The 24311-nt window shown below is 33.9% G+C and carries 23 protein-coding genes, 5 tRNA genes and 1 other annotated feature; all 28 genes read right to left on the reverse strand.

The annotated features are described in order from the left end of the window. Window positions 1–93 precede the first annotated feature (93 nt). Entirely contained in the window at window positions 94–705 is a 612-nt protein-coding gene (locus SPD45_RS00005; RefSeq protein ID WP_336265529.1) for a superoxide dismutase, read from the reverse strand. A gap of 136 nt (window positions 706–841) precedes the next feature. Next, window positions 842–914: transfer RNA gene (locus SPD45_RS00010), tRNA-Phe, on the reverse strand. Between the two features lie 3 nt (window positions 915–917). Then, window positions 918–1010 (reverse strand) — tRNA-Ser (locus tag SPD45_RS00015). A 25-nt stretch (window positions 1011–1035) separates the two neighbouring features. After that, window positions 1036–1112, reverse strand: a tRNA-Ile gene (locus tag SPD45_RS00020). Window positions 1113–1124: 12 nt separating this feature from the next. Next, window positions 1125–1198: transfer RNA gene (locus SPD45_RS00025), tRNA-Met, on the reverse strand. Between the two features lie 5 nt (window positions 1199–1203). Beyond that, window positions 1204–1278 (reverse strand) — tRNA-Asn (locus SPD45_RS00030). Window positions 1279–1529: 251 nt separating this feature from the next. Then, window positions 1530–3161 (reverse strand): Na/Pi cotransporter family protein, encoded by a 1632-nt coding sequence (locus tag SPD45_RS00035; RefSeq protein ID WP_336265530.1) that lies wholly within the window; start codon window positions 3159–3161, stop codon window positions 1530–1532. Between the two features lie 111 nt (window positions 3162–3272). Further along, entirely contained in the window at window positions 3273–3920 is a 648-nt protein-coding gene (locus SPD45_RS00040) for an NfeD family protein (protein WP_336265531.1), read from the reverse strand. A 104-nt stretch (window positions 3921–4024) separates the two neighbouring features. After that, window positions 4025–4327 (reverse strand): DUF4190 domain-containing protein, encoded by a 303-nt coding sequence (locus SPD45_RS00045; RefSeq protein WP_336265532.1) that lies wholly within the window; start codon window positions 4325–4327, stop codon window positions 4025–4027. A 73-nt stretch (window positions 4328–4400) separates the two neighbouring features. Then, window positions 4401–5297, reverse strand: a complete 897-nt coding sequence (locus SPD45_RS00050; RefSeq protein WP_336265533.1) for a deoxyribonuclease IV — start codon at window positions 5295–5297, stop codon at window positions 4401–4403. A 12-nt stretch (window positions 5298–5309) separates the two neighbouring features. Continuing rightward, window positions 5310–6620, reverse strand: a complete 1311-nt coding sequence (locus SPD45_RS00055) for a DEAD/DEAH box helicase (RefSeq protein ID WP_336265534.1) — start codon at window positions 6618–6620, stop codon at window positions 5310–5312. 19 nt (window positions 6621–6639) lie between these two features. Further along, the gene (locus tag SPD45_RS00060; RefSeq protein ID WP_336265535.1) at window positions 6640–7746 is read right to left on the reverse strand and encodes a Nif3-like dinuclear metal center hexameric protein; all 1107 of its coding nucleotides are present in this window, start codon (window positions 7744–7746) and stop codon (window positions 6640–6642) included. Further along, window positions 7743–8435, reverse strand: a complete 693-nt coding sequence (locus tag SPD45_RS00065; protein WP_336265536.1) for a tRNA (adenine(22)-N(1))-methyltransferase — start codon at window positions 8433–8435, stop codon at window positions 7743–7745. The genes SPD45_RS00060 and SPD45_RS00065 overlap by 4 nt, the downstream gene beginning before the upstream one ends. 142 nt (window positions 8436–8577) lie before the next feature. Next, complete coding sequence (gene cccA / locus SPD45_RS00070; RefSeq protein ID WP_336265537.1) at window positions 8578–8952, reverse strand: cytochrome c550; 375 nt, start codon at window positions 8950–8952, stop codon at window positions 8578–8580. A 169-nt stretch (window positions 8953–9121) separates the two neighbouring features. Next, window positions 9122–10231 carry an RNA polymerase sigma factor RpoD gene (gene rpoD, locus SPD45_RS00075; protein ID WP_336265538.1) on the reverse strand — a complete coding sequence of 370 codons (1110 nt, stop codon included), beginning with the start codon at window positions 10229–10231 and terminating at the stop codon, window positions 9122–9124. 30 nt (window positions 10232–10261) lie between these two features. After that, window positions 10262–12055, reverse strand: a complete 1794-nt coding sequence (gene dnaG, locus SPD45_RS00080; protein ID WP_336265539.1) for a DNA primase — start codon at window positions 12053–12055, stop codon at window positions 10262–10264. A gap of 242 nt (window positions 12056–12297) precedes the next feature. Then, window positions 12298–13107, reverse strand: coding sequence for a pyruvate, water dikinase regulatory protein (locus tag SPD45_RS00085; protein ID WP_336265540.1), 810 nt, complete (start codon window positions 13105–13107; stop codon window positions 12298–12300). 18 nt (window positions 13108–13125) lie between these two features. After that, window positions 13126–13749: a helix-turn-helix transcriptional regulator gene (locus SPD45_RS00090; protein ID WP_336266046.1), complete on the reverse strand. Its 624-nt coding sequence runs from the start codon at window positions 13747–13749 to the stop codon at window positions 13126–13128. A 137-nt stretch (window positions 13750–13886) separates the two neighbouring features. Next, entirely contained in the window at window positions 13887–15956 is a 2070-nt protein-coding gene (gene glyS, locus SPD45_RS00095) for a glycine--tRNA ligase subunit beta (protein ID WP_336265541.1), read from the reverse strand. Then, entirely contained in the window at window positions 15949–16833 is an 885-nt protein-coding gene (gene glyQ, locus SPD45_RS00100; protein WP_336265542.1) for a glycine--tRNA ligase subunit alpha, read from the reverse strand. Before glyQ ends, glyS begins: the two co-directional genes overlap by 8 nt. A 66-nt stretch (window positions 16834–16899) precedes the next feature. After that, window positions 16900–17079, reverse strand: a binding site (T-box leader). Between the two features lie 48 nt (window positions 17080–17127). Then, window positions 17128–17871: a DNA repair protein RecO gene (gene recO / locus SPD45_RS00105; RefSeq protein WP_336265543.1), complete on the reverse strand. Its 744-nt coding sequence runs from the start codon at window positions 17869–17871 to the stop codon at window positions 17128–17130. A 12-nt stretch (window positions 17872–17883) separates the two neighbouring features. Next, window positions 17884–18042, reverse strand: a complete 159-nt coding sequence (locus SPD45_RS00110; protein WP_336265544.1) for a YqzL family protein — start codon at window positions 18040–18042, stop codon at window positions 17884–17886. Between the two features lie 104 nt (window positions 18043–18146). Continuing rightward, a complete protein-coding gene (gene era, locus SPD45_RS00115) occupies window positions 18147–19043 on the reverse strand; it encodes a GTPase Era (RefSeq protein WP_336265545.1) in 897 nt (298 codons plus the stop codon). A 114-nt stretch (window positions 19044–19157) separates the two neighbouring features. Next, window positions 19158–19529: a diacylglycerol kinase family protein gene (locus SPD45_RS00120; RefSeq protein WP_336265546.1), complete on the reverse strand. Its 372-nt coding sequence runs from the start codon at window positions 19527–19529 to the stop codon at window positions 19158–19160. Further along, window positions 19516–19971, reverse strand: a complete 456-nt coding sequence (gene ybeY / locus SPD45_RS00125; RefSeq protein WP_336265547.1) for an rRNA maturation RNase YbeY — start codon at window positions 19969–19971, stop codon at window positions 19516–19518. Before ybeY ends, SPD45_RS00120 begins: the two co-directional genes overlap by 14 nt. Window positions 19972–19973: 2 nt before the next feature. Beyond that, window positions 19974–22082, reverse strand: coding sequence for an HD family phosphohydrolase (locus SPD45_RS00130; RefSeq protein ID WP_336265548.1), 2109 nt, complete (start codon window positions 22080–22082; stop codon window positions 19974–19976). 25 nt (window positions 22083–22107) lie between these two features. After that, entirely contained in the window at window positions 22108–23064 is a 957-nt protein-coding gene (locus SPD45_RS00135) for a PhoH family protein (RefSeq protein ID WP_336265549.1), read from the reverse strand. Window positions 23065–23084: 20 nt separating this feature from the next. Further along, window positions 23085–24275, reverse strand: coding sequence for a sporulation protein YqfD (locus tag SPD45_RS00140; protein WP_336265550.1), 1191 nt, complete (start codon window positions 24273–24275; stop codon window positions 23085–23087). Window positions 24276–24311: the final 36 nt, after the last annotated feature.

Raw genomic sequence — 24311 nt, forward strand, 5'->3', positions numbered from 1 at the left:
TGGAAAAAATGCTTGTGCTTATCTTTTTATGATAAACACAAGCATTTTTATTTATCCGAGGCTAGTTTTGTCCCAGCCTCTTTTATTATTTAATTATTTAGCTGAATCGTAATTTTTAGCAACTTCATCCCAGTTTACAACATTCCAGAATGCTTTTGCATATTCAGGACGTCTATTTTGATAGTTTAAGTAGTATGCGTGCTCCCATACGTCTAAACCTAAAATAGGAGTTTGTCCTTCCATAATTGGAGAGTCTTGGTTTGGTGTGCTCGTTACTTCTAATTCACCATTGTTTAGTACTAACCAAGCCCAGCCAGATCCAAATCGTGTAGCTGCAGCCTTTTCAAAAGTTTCCTTAAAAGCATCAAAGCTTCCAAATTTATCATTAATTTTGTCAGCTAATTCTCCTGTTGGCTCTCCACCACCATTTGGTGAAAGAATTGTCCAGAATAAGCTATGGTTGGCATGTCCACCACCGTTATTACGAACTGCTGTACGAATATCTTCTGGTAATGCATTTAAATCACTAATTAGTTCGTTTAATGATTTGTTTTGTAAGTCAGCATGACCTTCTAGTGCAGCGTTTAGGTTTGTAACGTAAGTGTTATGGTGCTTCGTATAGTGAATGTTCATCGTTTCTTTATCGATTGATGGCTCCAATGCATCGTATGCATATGGTAATTCAGGTAATGTAAATGTTGACATAATTAATTCCTCTCCTTTTAAAATTGAATTGCTTACATATTAAGATTATCAAACGTTTTCATCCCGTGCAAATATTACGCCTAATAATTTATAGATAAAAAAATAAAAACCAAGCAAATCATTGCTTGGTTTTGTATGGCTCAGGACGGAATCGAACCGCCGACACAAGGATTTTCAGTCCTTTGCTCTACCGACTGAGCTACTGAGCCAACTGGAGGAGGAAGAGGGATTCGAACCCCCGCGGGCTTTGACACCCCTGTCGGTTTTCAAGACCGATCCCTTCAGCCGGACTTGGGTATTCCTCCAATGTTTATGTATGTATGAAATAAATGGTGGACCCAGCAGGATTCGAACCTGCGACCGATCGGTTATGAGCCGATAGCTCTAACCAACTGAGCTATGGGTCCTAATAAAATAAATAGCGGCGGAGGGAATTGAACCCACGACCTTTCGGGTATGAACCGAACGCTCTCGCCAGCTGAGCTACGCCGCCATGTATGGCTCCACAGGTAGGGTTCGAACCTACGACCGATCGGTTAACAGCCGATTGCTCTACCACTGAGCTACTGTGGAATTTTCACAAAAACTTATTTATTCTATTTCTTTTATTTTATCCTATATTTATGAGTCACTGTATAATATGTAATAGTTTGGAACATCCTTTGTTATTATAGGATATTATTTTTACTTTGTCCACTAAAAACATAAAAGAAGATGTTTTTATATAGAAACAATTGTTATCTTCTTTCCGAAGCGACAAGATATAATTTATCACGTTTTTAAAATCATGTCAACAATTTATATAAAACATCTTCCTTCATTATTTAATTTTCACCTAAAACTTCTTCCGCAATGTTTACCGCATGATCTCCTATACGTTCTAAATTACTAATAATATCCACAAAAACAATTCCCGCGGATCCTGTACATAATCCTTCATTCATGCGAATAATATGTTTTTTACGAAATTTACGTTCTAATTTGTCTATTTGATCTTCTTTTTGGATAACAATCAATGCTTCCTCACGATCTAAGCTGTCTAATGCTTCTATAGCTTGTTTTACAGTTAAAATCGTTAAATCAAACATTTCATTTAAATCTTCTTGTGCTTGGTCTGTAATATTTATTTTGTTTGAAATTTTATAATCCGTTAACTCAATAATGTTTTCAAAATGATCACCGATTCGTTCAATATCACGTACCGAATCCATTAATGCAGTATGTTTAGCACTTTCTGCTTCTGATAATGTTGTACTTGAAATACTTACTAAGTAATTGGTAATTTCCCTATCTAAGTTATTTAAGGCTCCTTCAATTTGTAAGGCCATTTCAGAATGCTTTGTATCGTGTGTGACAACATATGCACCTGTTTCAACTAAACCTTGAACACTATATTCGCCCATCCGAATTATTTCTTGTTTCGCTTGGGACAAAGCAACAGTTGAAGATTGTTTAATAAATAATGGGTCTAAATGTTTCGGTTTGTATTCGATTGTTACATCTTCTCCTGGAACAATTTTTATTACTAACCATGCTAAAGCACCAATAAAAGGGAATTGAATAATTGTATTAGCAATATTAAAACTACCATGCGCAAATGCAATTGTCATTTCTGGATTTAAATTTAAAACTGATTGTAAATAAGATACATATGCAGTAAATGGTGTTAATAATAATAAGAAAATGGTCGCACCAATTATATTGAAAATAACGTGAGTAAATGCCGCCCGTCTTGCCGCGACAGATGCACCCAAAGAAGCTAAAATAGCTGTTATTGTCGTCCCAATATTATCTCCAAATAAAACAGGTAATGCCGCTTGTAAATCTACTGCACCTTCTGAAAACAACCCTTGTAAAATACCGATAGTTGCACTTGAACTTTGTACAACTAATGTGAAAACTGTACCAATTGCGACACCTAAAATTGGATTATCACTCATACTTAATGTTAATTCATGGAAAACTTGTAAATTTCGTAAAGGTTGCATTCCATTACTCATTAAACTTAATCCAAAAAATAATGAACCAAAACCAAAAATGGTTTGTCCAACAATGTTTACCTTTTGATTATTAAAGAAGAATAATAAGAAACAACCAATCGCCATAATAGGTAAGGAATATTCACTAATATTTAAGCCAATAATAAATGCAGTTACTGTCGTTCCGATATTCGCACCCATTATAACACCAATAGCTTGTCGTAATGTCATAAATCCAGCATTTACGAGAGCAACAGTTAATACAGTTGTTCCAGAACTACTCTGAATTAAAATCGTTACGATAATCCCTGCTAATACTCCTAAAAATGGATTAGATGTAAACCGATCTAAAATATCTCTTAATCTATCTCCCGCAGATTTTTGGAGACCATCCCCCATGAACTTAATTCCTAGTAGGAAGATCCCTAATCCTCCGATGAATTCAAATATAATTGTTTGCAAATCTACTGATTCCATTCTTCAATCCACCTTAAATTAACATATTTTTTACATACAATCCTATTATTAAGAAATTAGCATAGTTTGTAAAGTGAGTTTTAAAAAATTAACATTAAATTTACAATCGATTTACATTTCTTTTTCGTTTGAAATTAATTTCACTAAAATCCTCGTTCCATCAACATCCAACACTTCTATTTTTGATGCTTTAGGGATCCATTGGGCATTTGATATCCCACTATATTCTTTCCCCTCTACTTTAATTGTACCGACAGGTCGCATATCTGTAATCGTTTCTCCAGTTTTTCCAATTAATTGTTCATACTCTTCATTTACAGTCGTATAACCTTTATCAGCTGTTAAACGGTCTTTTAAAGTTATTTTATTCCACATATTTCTTTTTTCAAACATTTTTAACAATAATAGTGAAACAGCGCTTCCAACAAGGACACCTATAACTGCATACAAACCAGATGTAAAGGAAGGTGCAGATAAAGCAACAGAGAATATCATTCCCGTTATACCAATTGTTGCCAATGTTCCATCATTAATTAATTTTCCGTCTATAAATATAAATATAATTCCGACAAAATAAATAAATAGCATCATTATTAATGTAGACGTATTTGGTGTAAAGATATAAAAATAATAAACGATAAAACTGATTCCTAAAATTGCTCCCAGACCACGTAAGTTAACGAGCAATTCACCAATTAAGAAAAAGGTTCCTAGTCCTACTAATAATAAACCAATCCATGTTATATCTATAAGTTCCATTACGCTCACCCCTTTATGTATATTATACGAAAGTTTTTCAGTTCATGATATATTTTTTTAAAAAAGGTTAAGACAATAATGATATCTTGTCTTAACCTTTTTCCTCAAATAAACGGCATAATAACTAATCGAACGATGATTGATAATATACCGACAACAATCGCAGTGTTACCAAGCAACACTGCATCTCTCGTACGAGCAATAAATCCTAATATAATCCCAGCAATCGCAAATGCGTATGGAGCGAATATGAATGAAAAGAACGAAATAAACAGCGCAATCCAACCAAATACACTCTTTAATTCCGGATCATCCTTTTCTTCTTCATGTAATGACAAATGAAAATCATCGTCATGTAAAACTTCATCCCCTACTTCCATTTGATCGTCTTTAAAATCATTATCCATAAACTTTTCCTCCTTTACATAGAAGTATGTTTAGTTTATGGATAATGAAGTAAATCATAATTTGTATTTTTTTCTATTGTTCCATAATTTTTTGTAAAATGTTTTTATCGAACACACCATTTTTAATCATTTCAATCTCAAATTTGTATGGAGGTTTTTTGTTCTTCTTATCTTCCCCAACAAATGGTGTTTCTAAAATTTTAGGTAAATCTTTAAATGCTTCATGATAAATAACTTCATGCAATGTATCAAAACCAATATGACCAAAGCCAATATTTTCATGTCGGTCTTTTTGAGCCCCACATACGTTCTTACTATCATTCACGTGGACAACTTTAATACGGTCTAAACCAACAATTTGATCAAATTCATTTAAAACATTATCTAGACGCCCTTCGGTAATTTCATATCCTGCATCATGAATGTGACAAGTATCTAAACAAACAGATAATTTTTCATTATGTGTCACTCCATCTATAATGCGTGCTAATTCATCAAAACTACGTCCGATTTCTGTACCTTTTCCAGCCATTGTCTCTAAAGCAATTTGTACTTCTTGGTCGTTCGTTAACACTTCATTAAGCCCTTCAATTATACGATCAATTCCTGCGTCTACTCCTGCGCCAACATGTGCTCCAGGGTGTAAAACAATTTGTTTTGCACCGATTGCTGCTGTTCTTTCAATTTCCATACGTAAGAAATCGACACCTAATTCAAATGTTTCCGGTTTTGTCGTATTGGCAATATTAATAATATATGGTGCATGGACTACAATGTCAGAAATACCGTTGTCTTTCATATGCTGTAATCCCGCTTCAATATTTAATTCCTCAATCGGCTTTCTTCTTGTGTTTTGTGGTGCACCAGTATAAATCATCAATGTTGTTGCACCATATTTTGTTGCCTCTTCACTGGAACCTAATAACATTTTCTTTCCACTCATTGATACATGTGAACCTAATTTAACCATATTCCCACCTCATTATTTTCTGCGACGTTTTTGTCGTTGTAATCTTTTCTTTATTTTTTCTTGTTCTTGCTTCATTTTCTTTTTATATCCTGGTTTTACCTTTTTTGGTTTACGCACTTGTTTCCATGCTTCTTTATCTACTTCCGTAGAAACATTTTTTCGAAGCGCTCGAACATTGTACCGTTTCGCTTCCACAAATTCACCGTTTTTCACATCAGAATAAACAAAAGAAAGTCCTTGTTTTTCCAATTGTTCAATTAATGCAATGTCATCCTCTGTATAAAAACTAATTGCAGTTCCATCTAAACCTGCGCGTGCCGTTCGTCCAACACGGTGAATATAAAATTCTGTTTCTTTTGGTAATTCTACATTGATCACATGGCTTGCGCCTTTTATATCAATTCCACGTGAAGCTAAGTCAGTCGCAACGATATACTCATATTTCAAATCTAAAATAGCTTTGACCGTTTTTGTTCGTTCGCGACTCGTTAAGCCACCATGTAGTACACCAACATTTAATCCAGCACGATGTAAGTTACCCGCTAATTCATCGGCAGACTCTTTGCTATTTGTAAATAAAATAGCAACAAATGGTTGAATCACATTTGAAATTCCAACTATTTTCTGGACGATATCCCCATGTTTACGATCGATTAATCGATGTGTCATTGATTGTGGTGCAATACCATTTTCGATTTTAATATATGTTGGTTTATCTAGATATTTTCGGATAAAATGCTGTAACTGTGTTGGGATGGTCGCCGAGAAAATGAGCATTTGAATGTCCCTTTTACAAGTAACAAGTAATTCATCAATTGTTTCTATAAAACGTAAATCAAGCATTAAATCCGCTTCATCCACTACAAATGAAGTCGCACTATAAATTGATAGTACTCCTTCATTCACCATATCTAAAATCCTTCCAGGTGTTCCTACAATAATCTTTGGCGTTCTTTCTAACTGTTTCATCATGCGTTGACGATCAAGTCCACCTATTAATAAACGAGATGTCCATACATTCTCTTTGTTCGCTATAGTCGTCATTGTTTTTATTTCTTCATGTAGCTGCATCGCCAACTCCCTAGTTGGAGCAGTGATAACTATTTGAACTCCCTCTGCATCATCTTCTAACCTATTTAGTAAAGGTAATAAAAATGCATGTGTTTTCCCTGAACCTGTTTGTGATTGTCCAATAATGCTTTTCCCATGTAAAATGGCTGGAATTGCTTCTTCTTGAATTTGTGTCGGCTTTTTAAAGTATAGCTCATCTACTATCTGTTGTATTTCTTCACTTAATCCTAGAGCTTGAAACTTTTTTTCCATTCCAATTACTCCCTTCTATTTATAAAAATTGAAATGGATTCGTATTAATTGTTGATTCCATCACGGATAATGTTGGATATTTCGCCTCTATATAAGTTTTTGTTGCTTGTTTCATTATTTGTTCAATATAATGTCCTGCATCAATTAAATGAATTCCCATTTCCATTCCATCTTGTGCATGATGAAATGTTAAGTCTCCTGTTATATATACATCTGCCCCCATTTTTTTGGCAGCTGCAATATACTTTTCTCCACTTCCTCCTAGTACAGCAACTTTTTGAATCATAGCATGTACATCTCCAACTACTTTAACTTTTTCTAAACCATATGCATCTTTCACTCTTTCCACAAAATGCATTAACGATTGCGGAGTATCTAATGTACCGATTCTACCTAAGCCAAATGTATGTCCTTTTTGCTGTAATGGATATAAATCATATGCAACTTCTTCATATGGATGTGCTTGAAACATTGCTTGTAACACCTGTTGCATATTATTTTCCGTCACAATCGTTTCCAGTTTTATTTCATCTACAAATGTAAGTTCATTTTGTGAACCAATATATGGGTTTGTCCCATCTAATGGTTTAAATGTACCTTGTCCCTCTTGACGGAATGTGCAATGACTATAATTTCCAATATGTCCTGCACCAGCGTCACTTAATGCATCTCTCAATTCCGTTTCATGTGTGTTTGGAACAAATATTACTAATTTATACAGTGCTTCTTCTTTAAAAGGGATAAAATTCTTCCGATTTGATATGTCTAATGCATCCAGCAGTAAATCGTTGACACCACCTTCAGCGATATCTAAATTTGTATGTGCTGCATAAACTGTTATATTATGTTGGATTAACTTCTGAATCACTTTTCCTTTTGGCGTTGAAAAATCAATTTGTTTTATAGACTGAAACAATAATGGATGGTGTGCAATAATTAAATTCACATCATGACGTATTGCTTCATTCACAACATCGTTCGTTACGTCTAAAGTAATTAATACCTTTTTTGTTTCATCATGTACATTTCCTACTTGTAACCCGACATTATCCCAATCATATGCTAAACTTTTTGGTGCCCATTTCTCTAAAGTTCTAAAAACATTTTTATGTGTAATAGTATTCATCGTATGACCTCCTCTATCCATCGTAAAGTTTTTTCATACTGATATATTTTTTCCACATTTTTTTCTGTACTTTTATTCATCTGATTTAAAATATATAAAACTTTATCCCGTTCTTTCGTCCATTTTTTTATGAACGTTGATGATTTTTCTTGTAATAATATTGGACCAAACATATATTCTTTTTCATCTAATGTATGATCTTCTGCTCGCTCTGCAACAATCATTTCGTATATATGGTTATTTTCTTCGATAATTTGTTCTTTTATAGGTGTATAACCTAATTCATGTAATGTTTTACGTACAATATATCCATTCGTATTAGGTTGGGCAATAATACGTGTAATATGTTCTAATTTATGTGCACCTTCTTTTAAAATAGAGGCAATAAGTCCACCACCCATTCCGGCGATAACGATTGCGTCTACTTCATCTCGTTCTATTACTTCTAGTCCATTTCCTAACCGTACTTGGATTTGATCTGTTAATCCGTATTCTTCTATCGTTTGTTTTGCACGGTCATAAGGACCATTACTAATTTCACCGGCGATTGCTTGAACCGTTTGATTTTGTAAGCAAACATACGACGGCAAATAAGCGTGGTCTGAACCGATATCAGCAAAACGCATATTAGAATCAATATAGGTAGCAATTTGTTTTAATCTTTCTGATATTTGTTTAAAATCTTTCATCATAGTTCACCTTTTATTATTAATTAAACGTAAAAAGAGGCTAGGACACCTATCACTATTGTACCATAATCGATTCATGTTCTTTAAACATAATCGTTATTCTGTGATAATGTTGTCTAACCTCTCTAATATAATTTACATATTATTTCATTTCGCTTAGCCATTCAGCTAGTAAATCTGCCTCTTCTGGCCCTACTAGTCCTGGTGGCATTGCACCTTGACCATTGTTAATGATATTTACAATATCATCTGCTGAGTGGTCACTACCAACTTTTGTTAAGTCTGGTCCCATTGCTCCTGATAAGTCATCTCCGTGACAGCTCGCACATGAGTTCGCATAGACAGCTTCAGGATCGTCAGCTACTTCGCCATCATTGTTCTCAGTAACTTCTTCACCGCCATTTTCTTCTGCTAAACGAATATCTTCACGTTGCTCAACGCCAATATAGAAAACGATAATCGCTGCAAAAATACCAACGACAGCAATAATTCCAAATGGGAGAATGTTTTTCTTCATTCGATGTTTCCTCCTTAAATAATATGATGATAAATATAATTATGTAAAGACAATATCTATTTTACTCGATATTCGTCTTATATTAAAGTAATAATACATATGAGAGCTAATTTTTATAAAAAAACTCACAAACAAAGGAATAATTTCATAATGAAAAGTCATTATGAAATTATTCTAAGAAGTCCTTTAAACGTTTGCTACGACTAGGGTGACGTAGTTTTCTTAATGCTTTAGCTTCGATTTGACGAATTCGTTCTCTCGTTACTCCGAATACTTTACCAACTTCCTCTAAAGTTCTCGTACGACCATCATCTAAACCGAAACGTAAACGTAACACGTTTTCTTCACGATCTGTTAATGTATCAAGCACATCTTCTAATTGTTCTTTTAATAATTCGTATGCCGCATGATCTGATGGTGATACAGCTTCTTGGTCTTCAATAAAGTCACCTAAGTGTGAGTCATCTTCTTCCCCGATTGGCGTTTCTAACGAAACAGGTTCTTGAGCTATTTTTTGGATATCTCTCACTTTAGCAGGAGATAGTTCCATTTCTTTTCCAATTTCTTCTGGAGTTGGTTCACGCCCTAAGTCTTGTAATAGTTGACGCTGAACTCTAATTAACTTATTGATTGTTTCAACCATATGCACTGGAATACGAATCGTTCTAGCTTGGTCTGCAATCGCACGTGTAATTGCCTGACGAATCCACCAAGTTGCATACGTACTAAATTTAAACCCTTTTTCATGGTCAAACTTTTCAACAGCTTTAATTAATCCCATATTTCCTTCTTGAATTAAGTCTAAAAAGAGCATTCCGCGTCCAACATAGCGTTTCGCAATACTTACAACTAGTCGTAAGTTTGCTTCTGCCAGTTGTCTACTTGCTTCTTCATCGCCCTCCTTAATACGGATTGCTAAAGCAACTTCTTCTTCAGCAGTTAATAAATCGACGCGACCAATCTCTTTTAAATACATACGTACAGGGTCATTTATTTTCACCCCTAAAGGTACACTTAAATCACGTAAATCAGCTTCAGTTGAAAGTTCTTTTTCTAATTCTTCTTCATCGACATCACCGATGACTTCGATTCCTTGTTCTTCCAACTGCTCATAAAATTCATCGATTTGTTCAGGCTCGATTTCAAACGTAGAAAGTCGGTCTGCAACATCTTCGTATGCTAACGCACCTGATTTCTTACCTGTTTCTAATAATTCCTCTTTCACTTGTTCCAATGTTTGATCATTGTCCGCTGTTTGTGGAGTTTTATTATCAGACATTAGCCCCATCCCTCCTAAATATGCTCTACCTTACATTTTTAACTGTTTTTGAATATTGAGTATTTCCAAGCCAATTTTCGCTGCTAAAATTGGGTCTTTTTCTTCCTTCTGTTTACGTTTTAAAGAACGTAAATAGTCCCCATTTGACACTTCCTTTTGAATCGTCATGATATAATCATTTAATTCTGCATCAGATATGGCGTCATTTACTTCGATCATCGCTATTTCTGTTAGCAATTGTTTTATATGTTCATCTGATATTTTATCAAAGAGCTCACTAACAGATACTTCCCCATATTCCTCAAATAATCCATATACATGTGTTAAAATGACACGATGTGCTTCTTGAGTAAATTGGACACCTAGTTCTTGTTGTACTTTTGAAACGATATATGGATGATGAAACATAAGTGCAATGAGTTGTCTTTCGGCACGAATATGTGCTCGCAAAGTCCTTTGTCTCACTGGTGCTGTAACTGTAGTATTACTATAATTATTCACGTTATCCATATTATTTCGTTTCATTCGATTTTTATGGGTATTTATATCATGATGAATAATATCTGTTGATAGATTGAACTCATCTGCAAGCTCTTTTACGTAATATTCCCGTTCGATGGGACTTTCAACCGTTGCAAGTGCTTTTGTTATATGTTCTACATAAGCTATTCTTTCACTATCTACAGCTAAATTAAAATCTTTTCGTTTATACGTCATATAGAACTTCATAAATGTATCACTTACATCTAATACATCCCTTTGAAACGCTTCTCCCCCATATTGACGTATATAATCATCTGGATCTAACCCATCACGCATTGTTGCAATTTTTACATTCGTCCCATTTCTTTGAAACATAACCGCTGACTCATATGCCGCTTTGAGCCCCGCTTCATCTGAGTCATAACATAATGTTACTTGGTCAACATATCGTTTGATCAATTTCACCTGTGATTCTGATAATGCTGTACCTAAGGTTGCAACCCCATTTTTAATACCAGCTTGATATGCTTGAATAACATCCATATATCCTTCGAAAATAATCACACTATTTTGCTTTCGAATATGGTTTTTTGCTAAATCAAAATTGTAAAATAGTTGACCCTTACGAAATAATTCATGTTCCTTGCTGTTTAAATATTTTGGTTGTTCACCATGGACTGCTCGTCCACCAAATGCAACTGTTTTTCCTAAATGATTTTTAATCGGAAAAATAACACGATTACGAAAAATATCATTGAAATGAACGTTGTCTGACGTCGATAATAAACCCGCTTTTACTAAAAACTGTAAATGGAATCCTTTCTCTTCTAAAAATTCCGTTGTAAATTTACTATCTGCTGGAGCAAATCCAAGCTGGAATTGTTGTATAGTTTCATCTGAAATACTACGGTCCTTTAAATAGGACAGTGCTTCCTTTCCATCTTCTGCATACTTTAAAAGATGGTGATAAAACTTTGTCAACCAATCATGTGCTTCTAAGTTAGCAGTTTGTTCTTCTGACATAGAAGAACGTTTCGTGGGTGCCTCTGGTAAAGAAATATGTACCCGTTCTGCTAAAAATTGCACTGCTTCTATAAAGGTAAATGTTTCTTTTTCCATTAAAAAATTAAATACATTTCCACTTTTCCCGCATCCAAAACAATGAAAAAACTGTTTTTCTTTCACAACAGAAAACGAAGGTGATTTCTCATCATGAAATGGACAAAGCCCAAAATAGTTTTTCCCTTGTTTTTTTAACTGAACGTATTCACCAATGACTTCGACAATATCATTTTCATTTCGAATTTGATCAATCAGTTCATCAGGTAAACCATTTGCCATGTATATCACCTAAAAACGTATTTAATATATATATTCTATATGCATGCTAAAAGTCCTTCATTTTTCGACATTGTTTTTATAAACTATCGAAAAAAAATATCCTTCTTTATCTTTCCGCTATATTAAAGAAGGAGTATGCACATATATCGTACTATTTATCTTCCCGTTTTTTATAAAGGACAAACATATATACGATGTACAACATAGTATTATAGTATATATACAATATATAATCTAGTTTTTTAATTATTTTTTGTTTCTATCATTTGTAAAATAATATTTGCCGTCTCTTCTACTGCTTTATGTGACACATCGATTACTTCACAACCTATTTTTTCGATTAGTTCATCAAAATATTGTAATTCTTCTTCAATACGTTGGAATGTCGCATATGCAGCATGGTCTCCAAGACCAAGTGCTTTTAAACGTTCTTTTCGTATTTCATTTAATTTATGTGGACTAATTCTTAAGCCAATACACTTCGACTTATCAATCCGAAATAATTCTTCCGGTGGTACGACTTCTGGTACAATTGGTACGTTTGCTACTTTCAAGCGCTTATGCGCTAAGTATTGTGATAATGGTGTTTTTGATGTACGTGATACACCAATTAGGACAACATCCGCTCTAGCAATACCACGTGGGTCACGCCCATCGTCATAACGGACAGCAAACTCAATTGCCTCGATACGTTTAAAATAATCTTGATCTAATTTATAAACTAATCCCGGTTCATGACGCGGTTCATGATTAAACGTACGTTCCATTGCATCCATCATCGGTCCCATAATATCAATTGCTTCTACGCCCATTTCTGCCGCTTCTTTTGACATATATCTTCGTAAATTTGGATCTACTAAAGTATACCCAATAATACCTGATTCTTCTTTTACAAGCTCTAATGTTTCATCAATCGTCATCGTATCTTCTACATACGGGACACGCTGAATTTTATAATTTCCATTTGTAAATTGACTTAAACCTGCTTTAATCACAAGTTCGGCTGTTTCTCCAACCGAATCTGAAAGGACATATACTGTTGGATTATTCATGAATTATCCCTCGCTTCTTTATTCATCTAAGATTAATTCTACAAATGCTTTCGTTACATTCGTTTTTGTTATACGTCCGACTACTTGTAAACCTTTTGTATTTTGTTTTACAACTGGTAAACCATCAATCTGTTTATCAATTAACTTTTTAGCAGTTTCGATTAATAAATCATCACTATAACAAACTGTAATATTCGGCATCCTTGTCATTATAATATGAACTGGTAAACTATTTAAATCTTGATTGCCAATACTAGCACGTAATAAATCTTTTCTCGATAAAACACCAGATAAACAATGATCTTCATTCACGACAAACAATGTACCGACATCACCTAAAAACATCGCAGAGATTGCTTCATATACGGATACATCTTCTTTTACTACGACTGGAACAGATTGAAAATCACTCACTTTAAATTGTTTTATTTTTTCAGTCAAAAGTTCTGAACCACTTTTTCCAGTAAAAAAATACCCTACTCTTGGTCTTGCCTCTAGATAACCTGCCATTGTTAAAATCGCTAGATCTGGACGTAAAGTGGCACGAGATAAATTTAATTTATCGGCAATTTGTTCCCCAGTGATCGGTTCATTTTCTTTAACGATTTGTACAATTGTTTCTTGTCTCTCTGATAATTCCACTTTTCCACCACCTATAAGATAGTAATGAGGTTGGATCAAACATTATCCAACCCCAAAATCTTTTTACGAAAATGTATTACATATAGATAGTATATAATGATTCGTTGTAAAAGAAAACGAGTCATTCATATTTATTATCATTGTTGCTGTTTCCACTCAATTAACGTAACATCCGCAAATTGTTTAATCAAATTAGAAATGGCATGAATTAAAGCTAAACGGTTCTGTTTTACTTTTTCATCTTTCGCCATTACCATATTATGATCAAAGAAATCATTAATTGGAGTAGATAATGTAGATAACGTGTCTAATGCTTCTGCAACCTCTTCGTTATTCATTTGTGCATGAAATGTTTCACGAACATCTACATACGTATCATATAATTTTCTTTCAGAATCTGTTTCAAACAGTGCTTCATCTATATCAGTTTGTTCATATTTTTTACCTAAATTCATTACTCGTGTAAAGGATTCCTCAATTTGTTTAAACGAATTATCTTGGCGTTTTAAAGATAATAATCTTGCTTTATGGATTTTCACAAACATGTTACCAATGCCATCTGCTAATACAGCTTGTACGACGTCTGATTCAATACCACGATCCGCTAAAATGTACGCAGCTCTATTTTTAAAGAATTGAATAATTTCTGCACGAATATCTTCTACCGTTACACCGTATTGTTCACAAACTTTATGTACCAATTCCTCTATAGGCACATTCCATTTCTGTTCTAATAAAATACGTAAAATTCCTATCGCTTGTCTTCTTAATCCTAGTGGATCCTGTGAGCTGGATGGAACTAATCCGACAGAAATACATCCAATAATCGTATCTAATTTATCAGCAATACTGATGATTGATCCAACTTTTGTTTTTGGTAAAGCTCCACCAGCTGACGTTGGTAAATAATGTTCACGAATTGCAGTCGCTACAACCTCTGACTCTCCAAAATGTTTCGCATATTTTTCTCCCATAATACCTTGTAATTCGGGGAATTCATTTACCATATCTGTCACTAAGTCAAACTTACATACTTCTGCTGCACGAACAACATCTTTTTGTTCTTCTGTTGTTAACTCAACTTTTTCCGCTAAGTATGCAGCTATATTTTTCACTTTTTCCGTTTTTTCATACACCGTTCCAATTTTTTCTTGGAAAACAACTGTCTTTAATTTATCATTATAAAATTCAATCGAATGTTTACGATCTTCTTCAAAGAAAAAGGCACCATCTGCAAGACGAGCACGTAATACTTTTTCATTTCCTTTAATAACATTATCAATTGCATGATTATTTCCATTACGAACACTTACAAAATATGGTAATAACTCATTCGTTTCTTTGTTCTTAACAGGAAAATAACGTTGATGTTCTTTCATCGATGTAATTAGCACTTCCTCTGGAATAGCTAAGTAAGATTCATCAAATGAACCATAAAACGCTTGAGGATACTCCACCAAATTACGAACTTCATGTAATAATTCCTCATCAATTTCTATAGTGAATTTTGCATCTTTTTCTAACACTTTTAATTGTTCTACAATTAGCCGTTCACGCTTCACTGGGTTAACAATGACGAAATTTTCTTCTAATGCTTGCTCATATTCAGATGGCGAAGTTAATGTTACTTTACTTCCTAAAAACCGGTGACCGCTTGTTGTATTACTCGATGTAACATTTGCAACGTCAAATGGGATGACTTCATCATTATATAACGCAACAATCCAACGAATAGGTCTCGCAAAGCGAAACGAACCACTACCCCAACGCATCGTTTGTGGAAAAGGAATTGAAGAAATGATTTGTTTAAATTCAGGCAAAATTTCTTTCGTCTCTTTCTGTTCTGATACTTTTTCAACAAAGATATATGTTTGCCCTTTCAGTTCCTTCGTATAAATATCTTCTGTATTCTTCCCTTGTCCTTTTACAAAACCTATTGCCGCTTTGGACCAATTTCCTTCTTCATCTTGTGCAATTTTCATCTGTGGTCCACGTACTTCCTCTTTTACAACTTCTTGTTTTTCTGCGATATTTTCAATTAGTACTGCTAAACGTCGAGGTGTCGAGAAAGTTTTCATCGCTTCAAATTGAATATTCTTTTCACGTAACCACTTTGTAGTACGATCTAATAATTGTTTCTCAGCTTCATCTATAAATCTTGCCGGTAATTCTTCGATTCCAATTTCAAATAAAACATTACTACTCATTGCAAAGCTCCTCCTTTAACATCGGGAAACCTAATTTTTCTCGTTCTGCCACATATGCTTGTGAAATACTACGTGCTAAATTACGTACTCTCGCAATGTAGCCTGTTCTTTCCGTCACACTAATTACTCCTCTTGCATCTAGTAAGTTGAATGTATGGGAACATTTCAATACGTAATCATATGCAGGGAAGATTAACCCTTTTTCCATTGTTGCGCGCGCTTCTTCTTCATAAAGGGTAAATAATTCAAATAATGTTTCCGTATTTGATGTTTCAAACGCATATTTTGAATGTTCAAATTCCGGTTGTAAAAAGATATCGCGATATGTTACGCCATTGACCCACTCTAGATCAAAAACGTTTTCCTTATCTTGAATATAGGACGCTAATCGTTCAATACCGTATGTCAACTCTACTGCAACTGGATTTGCTTCCAATCCACCAACTTGTTGGAAATATGTAAACTGTGTAATTTCCATTCCGTCTAACCAAACTTCCCAACCAAGCCCTGCTGCACCTAATGTTGGGTTTTCCCAGTTATCTTCAACAAATCGAATATCATGTTCTAACGGATTAATTCCTAATGCAACTAAAGAATCTAAATATAAATCTTGAATATTATCTGGAGACGGCTTCATGATTACTTGGTATTGATGGTGTTGATATAGTCGATTTGGATTTTCTCCATAACGACCATCATCTGGACGTCTCGATGGTTCCACATATGCTACATTCCACGGCTCAGGTCCTAAACTTCTTAGTAATGTCATAGGTGACATTGTTCCTGCTCCTTTTTCCGTATCATATGCTTGCATTAAAATACAGTTTTGCTTTGACCAATAATTTTGTAATGTTAATATCATTTCTTGAATATTCATATTAACTCCTCGCTTTCTCATAATAAAAAATCCGTCCCTATGTCTTCTTATCTTAGAATAAAAAGACATAGGGACGGATTCTTGCCCGCGGTTCCACCCTATTTGCCTTACAATTGTAAAGCCACTTTAGATGATATTACGTGCTCCAGGGTGCCTTTCCATATTGTACTATCATCCAGCTTACACTATCCTGGACTCGCTAAAAAATAGGTGACAATATGTACTTTTCCCTTTCCTCGCATACAATTATCTTTATCATACAAAAAAAGAATGATAATTGCAACTTTTTTTCGTTTATTTTAATTTATCGAGTTGTTCTAAAAATCGTTTAGACTTTAATGTATAACTACCAAATCGATCATAATATGCATCGAGCAAACGTCGCATCATTAAAACATTCTCTTCTTTTACCGAAATATTTCCAACCCTTTCTAATGAGACGGATTGTAAAATTGGCAATAACTTCGTTAAAGCTTTATTTAATGTAATCGCATATGGATCGACACTTTGACAACGTAGACAAAGTACGCCACCTTCCTGAACTGAAAAAGCAAATGGCCCTTCTTTTTCCCCACATTGCATACACTGATCTAACAAAGGTTTAAATCCACCTTTTTCAAACATTTTCAATTCAAACATCATAATTGGGATAAAATAAGAATCATGTTCATTAATCCAAGTGAGTGTAAGCAATAGTTCTTTAAACAAAAAGACATCTCGTTCTTTTTCTTCTGTTAATTTTTCAAGTAATTCGACGATATAAGATGCATAGGCTGTTTTTTCAATATCTTCTCTTATTTTTCGAAAGGATTGTAATACACTTGCTTGCTGTACAGTACTCAACCCTTTTGGCATATACGCTTGAAAATCACCGTAAATAAAAGGTTGTGAAACAGCACTAAGACGGCTTTTCGGTTTATTTGCTCCCCGACAAAGTGCTGTTATTTTACCAATTTGTTTTGTGTAGATTGTAATTATTTTATGTGTTTCCCCGTAATCACGACTTCTTAAAACAATTCCTTCTAATTGTCTTAACATGTGCATGCCCCTTTATGCTTGTTTATTTACTTCGGGCTTCAGAGAAACGATGTGCTTACTTATGTTTGGTTCATACGGTCTGTTAACATAACTAGCTTCCATTTTTTTTAACAATAAATATGCTTCAACGTTTCCTGTTTGTAAAAATACTTTCCACATTTTTTGATGCACAGAAAATCGTCCTTTCTATATTTTATTGTATTACATAAATGATGCTTACTTTATAATTTTTCCTACAGTACGTAAAACATAAGTTATAAAATTTACCAATCAGTTTATTCTGTTTCAAAGCCAAATTTTGTTAAGCTTGATTGTTTATTTCGCCAATCTTTTTCTACTTTCACCCATAGTTCTAAAAAAACCTTTTCATCTAACATTTTTTCAATATCTAGTCTAGCTTCTTTTCCAATCTTCTTTAACATGGACCCTTTCTTACCGATTAAAATTCCTTTTTGGGAAGATCTTTCGGTAATGATTAATGCTTGAATATGAACTTTTCCATGTTCAGATGTAGAAAAGTTTTCAACGACAACATTTATGGAATGTGGTACTTCTTCCTCAGTATGATGCAACACTTTTTCTCGAATCAATTCACTGACTAAAAATCGTTCTGTTTTATCTGTTAATGCATCTTCATCAAAATACTTCGGTCCTTCTGGTAATCTTTCTTGTACGAGAGAAATTAATTTCTGTACATTATTACCATTTAGAGCAGAAACAGGGATAATTTCAGCGAAATCGAATTGTTCTTTATACGTTGCAATCAATGGGAACAATTCATCCGGATGAATGAGGTCCACTTTATTAAGGAGTAAAAACACAGGTACATTTGCTTTTTTTAATTTTTCCATAATAAATTGATCGCCTCGACCTATTCCTTCGTTTGCGTTAACTACGAAAAGAATAAGGTCTACATCTGAAATTGTTTGTAAAGACACATCGACCATATAATCCCCTAAACGATGTTTCGGTTTATGCACACCTGGTGTATCGATGAACACAATTTGTCCAACATCGTCTGAATATATTCCTTGAATCGCATGTCTTGTCGTTTGTATTTTATCGCTAATAATAGAAATTTTTTCCCCAATAATTTGATTTAATAATGTTGATTTTCCTACATTTGGTCGTCCAATCATCGTTACGAACCCTGACACGTGTTTCTCTTCCATAACTTCCTCCTAAGTTGTCCTAGCTTTGTTTACATTTTACTACAAATTTAAAATAGTGCTACCATTTCGACAAAACTTCTTATAAAATCATGAAGTACATAACATTTTTACAAATTAAATCCCGAAGAATGCGAACATCTTCGGGATAAAAATAAGACTGCCAATGATTATACTTCCAATCGCTGCCACTAACACAGCTCCAGCAGCCATATCTTTAATAATTTTTGCTTCCATGGAAATTTCTGGCTTCACATAGTCAATGATCTGCTCACATACACTATTCATCATTTCTAAAGCAAAAACGAGTACGATAACTATTGTAATGGTGATCCATTCCAAACGTGAAATTTGAAAAATAAATCCAAAAAGTACCGTAAATAATGCCACTACACAATGGATACGCATATTTCTTTCTCGTTTGATAACTTGTACTATCCCGTTCCAAGCAAAAGATAGACCAATTCCTCTCTTCTTATCCTCTTTCAAGTTGAAACTCCTGTAAAATTTGCTCTTGTTTTCCGAACATTATTTTTTCCTCTTCCTCATCGTCATGTGTGTATCCAATTAAATGAAGAAAACCATGGATAGCTAAAAAAGCCAACTCTCGTTCAAATGGGTGGTTATATCTTTCTGCTTGTTCTTTCACTTTATCAATGGAAATAATTATATCACCAATCATAAGTGGTAAACGTTCGTCCACTTGATTAAAATCCTCTACCATCGGAAAAGATAGCACATCTGTCGCATTATCTTTTTGACGATAAGATTTATTTAATTGCTGAATTGCATCATTATCGACAATAACGAGAGAGACTTCAGCATTCTGTTGCAATTGTTCTTTTTCCGCAGCATACGTTACAATTTTTTGTAGCAGTAAACAATCTTTTTCTTTTAACTGTCCTGTTTCATCTGTTAGATCTATATGCATATTTATTCCTCCTTATCAGGATACTGGATTCTCGAATGAAATATCCCTTGTAATGTTGTACAAACCGTCTCACGAATAGTATGAATTTCTTTAATTGTTAAAGGCGTTTCATTAAATTGACCGTCTAATAATTTATTATTAACGATATTTTGAACAATATTTGCAATTTTTTCATTGGAAGGTTCGTCAAGTGAACGAACCGCCGCTTCTGTCGCATCACAAATAGAGATGACACCCGCTTCTTTCGTTTGCGGTCTTGGTCCAGGATAACGAAAGTCTGCCTCGTCTACCTGTTTCCCTTCTTTTTCTGCCATTCGATAAAAATATTCAACTAAAGATGTCCCGTGATGTTGTAAACAAATATCAATGATTTCTTTTGGTAATTGTTCCTTTTTTAACATTTCAGCCCCATTTGTTACATGACCAATAATAATTTCAGCACTTTCCTTTGCAGAAATAAAATCGTGTGGATTTTTAATACCGACTTGATTTTCAATAAAATAATATGGGTTTACTGTTTTTCCGATATCATGGTAATACGAACCAACTCTCGCTAATAAACCATTTGCGCCAATTGCTTCACATGCTGTTTCACTTAAATTGGCAACCATAACAGAGTGATGGTACGTACCTGGAGCATCTTGTAAAATTTTCCGTAATAATGGTTGATTTGGATTCGCTAAATGCAATAACTTACTATCTGTTAAAATACCTAACCCAGTTTCAAAGAAAGGCATTAACCCGATCGTAAGGACGACAGACAAAATAGCCGCCGCCACTCCGAAACTTGCATGTATAATAAAATCAATAAAATAATATTGTTGAAATGAAAGGAATAAAAAGAACATAATTGTCATAACATTTATTATAGCCATTCCAAATGCTGTTTTTATAATCGACATACGGTCTCTAACATCTCTCAACAAATAAATACCTGCCAACTGGAAAAATATAAAATATAAAAATGATTCAATATTTAATGAGCCCGGTATTTCTCCATTAAAAATAATGCTTCCTAAAATCGCATAAACAATCGCCAATATAATCGCTAAACGTTCATATATTAAAAGACGAATAAGTAAAACACCTGTTGCGACAGGGACTAATAAAAAGACAGATTGCAATTGATCTGTATATAAACTCATTATTTTCATGAGCGTAATCGTAATAATACTAATAAAAAGAACAGCAATCGTTTTTGCTGGAGTTAAATGTTGACGGCGATACAAGCGATTTAATTCATACGTAATAATACTTAATAAAAAAGTAGCAAAAATCAATAGTCCAATCGCAGGTAAAATTTGATTGCCACGATTTAACAACCCGACTAATTGCAATTCTTCGTATATTTCATTTGTTACAATTTGACCTTCACGAACGATAATATCCCCGCTACGAATCATAACAGGTTCTACCCCACTCGCAGCTTCGTTTCTTGCTTCCATCGTTTTTTCGATATCAAAAAAGGAATTTTCTACGACAGAAAAATCAATTAGCTCCTTAAATGCATCCTTTGTTTCATCATCTAAAGAGGAATATTTTAAAATAGATTTTACTTCTTCTTTGGCGCTTTGAATATTTTCAATGCGCACCCCATTATTCAATGTTTTTTCAACAGATTGAATAAATGTTTTCTTCGCTTTCGTCCGATCCTTCACATCCAGACGAAACAGCTGCATAAAAACAACCTCATCTATTTCATTGATTAACTCCTCTGATAATATTTCTTCTAAATGTGTCGTCTTATCTTCTAGAGAAATAGGCGTTTTATTAGTGTCTTCTTTTTCTATCGTTTCAATAGCATCAAACAGTTCCTCTAATAATCCTACTTGCTCTTCTGTAATTTCTTCTGAAACAGTATATCTGTCCACCACATTTGAAACAGTTTCTCGCATTTTCCTATCTGTTTCTACTTCATTTTCAATTGTAATTGGTGAACGTATCGTTTCCTTCGCCCTATCAAATCGCTCAATATCATATGTTTTTGTATATACATTATTAATCGTGATGACAAAGATAAAGGCAAGTAAAATAAACATTGGTAAATAAATCGCAATCGCTTTAGACTCACTATTAAAAATAGAGAATAATTTGTCGATAAAATTTTTCATTTGTATTCACCTCAAGTAAGGGCAATTATGTATCTTTTTTATCATATGCTGCAATAATCTTTTGGACTAGTGGGTGTCTCACGACATCAGATTCATTTAAATAAATAAAAGCTATATCTGCTACATCTTTTAAAATATTATTCGCTTTTATCAGTCCAGATTGTACCCCTTTAGGTAAATCAATCTGGGTAACATCTCCAGTTATGACCATTTTAGCTCCAAAACCAAGACGAGTTAAAAACATCTTCATTTGTTCTGGAGTTGTGTTTTGTGCTTCATCTAAAATAACAAAAGCATTATCCAATGTACGCCCACGCATATATGCTAACGGAGCAATTTCAATGATTTCTTTTTCAATTAACCTAGCTGCCTGTTCCTTACCTAGCACATCATTCAACCCGTCATAAAGCGGTCGTAAATAAGGATCTACTTTTTCTTTTAAATCACCAGGTAAAAAACCTAAACTTTCACCGGCCTCGACAGCCGGTCGTGTTAAAACGATTCTTTTTACCTCTCCTTTTTTCAATGCATCTACCGCTTTTACAACAGCCAAATATGTTTTACCTGTCCCTGCAGGACCAATACCAAAAACAAGATCATGATGGTGCATGGCATCAATATAAGCTTTTTGTCCAAGTGTTTTTACGCGAATAGATTTACCTTTTGCATTTTTTGTTATTTCGTCTTCAAATAATGTTTCAAATTGTTCGATGTTTCCTTCTTTCGCTAATTTAATCGCATATACGACATCCCGTTCTGTAATCGTTAGTCCTTTTCGAATAATTTGTAATAAACTATGTAAAATAACTTGAACAAGTGCAGGATCTTCACCAGAAACACTTACTTGTTCTCCACGTGTCACAATTTCCACTTTTAACTGTGCTTCAATTAATTGTAAAAATTTATCATTCGTTCCAAATAATTCTCTTGCTTCATTTACATCGTTCAAATGCAAATTTATTTGTTCTAAATGTTCTGACATGCTTTTACTCCTTTATCCATTTAACGTTTATGATGAATCTTTTTCGGTGATGCGATGTTTTCTGTTACACTTACATATAAGTTCCATTTTACTCTACCATTGACTTGTTCTTCATGCAAAATATAGTATTTCTTTATTTTAACATGTTTACCTAAGTTTTTCTTCAAATATTTTGTTATATAATGAGTCATTCGTTTTTTCAATTGATCTTTTGATACGCTATTTTCAATTTGTTCTTTTTCATAATAATATAGTTCACGTATTTCTACTGGCCATTCTCGAAAGAATTTCCATTGATCTTTCAGTATTTTCTCTTCCTTTTTAGGCTCATAAGCGTGAAATATATTTCCCCAAATAGGGATCTCTACATTATTTATTCGTAATCGATATTGATGTGCATTTAAACCTACAATTTGTTCTTTATATTGTTCAACTGGCATCGAAATATTCACTTCATACCATGTTGTGGCATATACAGCACCTTCAGCATGTACATAATGTTTTATATCATTATCTTCATCATTCACTATTTCACCTGATACAAGTATATCGCCTTTTTCCACCACTTCATAGCGATGTACGAGCATATCTCCTTGCACGATAGATGCTTTTTCAATCACACCCGATTTATTTGCAACTAAATGTTGTGGGGGCTTGTGTGATTCTTTCGGTTCCACCTTTTTCTCTTCTACATCTATCAAATATGTATTGCCACTTCTTTCAATTTGAATATGTTGAATGGAATGTAACTGGTCGATAATATACTGTTCCATTTGCTTAGGGTGGTCTAAAGATGGAATCCAAGCCCATTTTTGTAAACCTATGTTTTTCATTTCCTTCTCAATCTCTTTTTCAATATATATAGGCATCGAATTATAACGAACATCGAATACGACAAATTGTAATAAAAATAATAATAAAGACGACAGAACGAGTGTAACTACCCATTCCTTTCTATGTAAAAACCGCTGTACATAATAGGTGATTCCGGTTTGTCCAACGATTGTAACTGGAATCGATGCTTCTTCAATCATATGAGCTATTTTATGCCAATCTTTCCGTAAAATTTTTATAGACCATTTTTCTTTCTCTACCATACACAATTGATAAAATGGAACATTCATTTCATAACACATATGTAAAAAACGTTCGATATGTATGTTATGTAAGTTTAAATGATATGCTCCGAATATAGCTTTATGAAATTTCATATTCTCCCACCTACAATTACAATGTATGATGTTAGT

The organism is Pseudogracilibacillus sp. SO10305 (assembly GCF_037072005.1).
Classification (GTDB): domain Bacteria; phylum Bacillota; class Bacilli; order Bacillales; family Amphibacillaceae; genus Pseudogracilibacillus; species Pseudogracilibacillus intestinigallinarum.

What these genes read in the sequence shown, in the direction of transcription:
- cccA (WP_336265537.1), bottom strand. Translation starts at nt 8,952, where the DNA reads ATGAAGAAAAACATTCTCCCATTTGGAATTATTGCTGTCGTTGGTATT.
- rpoD (WP_336265538.1), bottom strand. Translation starts at nt 10,231, where the DNA reads ATGTCTGATAATAAAACTCCACAAACAGCGGACAATGATCAAACATTG.
- recO (WP_336265543.1), bottom strand. Translation starts at nt 17,871, where the DNA reads ATGTTAAGACAATTAGAAGGAATTGTTTTAAGAAGTCGTGATTACGGG.
- SPD45_RS00065 (WP_336265536.1), bottom strand. Translation starts at nt 8,435, where the DNA reads ATGAAAGATTTTAAACAAATATCAGAAAGATTAAAACAAATTGCTACC.
- SPD45_RS00035 (WP_336265530.1), bottom strand. Translation starts at nt 3,161, where the DNA reads ATGGAATCAGTAGATTTGCAAACAATTATATTTGAATTCATCGGAGGA.
- era (WP_336265545.1), bottom strand. Translation starts at nt 19,043, where the DNA reads ATGGAAGAGAAACACGTGTCAGGGTTCGTAACGATGATTGGACGACCA.
- ybeY (WP_336265547.1), bottom strand. Translation starts at nt 19,971, where the DNA reads ATGCATATAGATCTAACAGATGAAACAGGACAGTTAAAAGAAAAAGAT.
- SPD45_RS00130 (WP_336265548.1), bottom strand. Translation starts at nt 22,082, where the DNA reads ATGAAAAATTTTATCGACAAATTATTCTCTATTTTTAATAGTGAGTCT.
- SPD45_RS00060 (WP_336265535.1), bottom strand. Translation starts at nt 7,746, where the DNA reads ATGAATACTATTACACATAAAAATGTTTTTAGAACTTTAGAGAAATGG.
- glyQ (WP_336265542.1), bottom strand. Translation starts at nt 16,833, where the DNA reads ATGAATATTCAAGAAATGATATTAACATTACAAAATTATTGGTCAAAG.
- SPD45_RS00140 (WP_336265550.1), bottom strand. Translation starts at nt 24,275, where the DNA reads ATGAAATTTCATAAAGCTATATTCGGAGCATATCATTTAAACTTACAT.
- SPD45_RS00040 (WP_336265531.1), bottom strand. Translation starts at nt 3,920, where the DNA reads ATGGAACTTATAGATATAACATGGATTGGTTTATTATTAGTAGGACTA.
- SPD45_RS00050 (WP_336265533.1), bottom strand. Translation starts at nt 5,297, where the DNA reads ATGGTTAAATTAGGTTCACATGTATCAATGAGTGGAAAGAAAATGTTA.
- SPD45_RS00055 (WP_336265534.1), bottom strand. Translation starts at nt 6,620, where the DNA reads ATGGAAAAAAAGTTTCAAGCTCTAGGATTAAGTGAAGAAATACAACAG.
- SPD45_RS00135 (WP_336265549.1), bottom strand. Translation starts at nt 23,064, where the DNA reads ATGTCAGAACATTTAGAACAAATAAATTTGCATTTGAACGATGTAAAT.
- SPD45_RS00005 (WP_336265529.1), bottom strand. Translation starts at nt 705, where the DNA reads ATGTCAACATTTACATTACCTGAATTACCATATGCATACGATGCATTG.
- SPD45_RS00045 (WP_336265532.1), bottom strand. Translation starts at nt 4,327, where the DNA reads ATGGATAATGATTTTAAAGACGATCAAATGGAAGTAGGGGATGAAGTT.
- dnaG (WP_336265539.1), bottom strand. Translation starts at nt 12,055, where the DNA reads ATGGCAAATGGTTTACCTGATGAACTGATTGATCAAATTCGAAATGAA.
- glyS (WP_336265541.1), bottom strand. Translation starts at nt 15,956, where the DNA reads ATGAGTAGTAATGTTTTATTTGAAATTGGAATCGAAGAATTACCGGCA.
- SPD45_RS00085 (WP_336265540.1), bottom strand. Translation starts at nt 13,107, where the DNA reads ATGAATAATCCAACAGTATATGTCCTTTCAGATTCGGTTGGAGAAACA.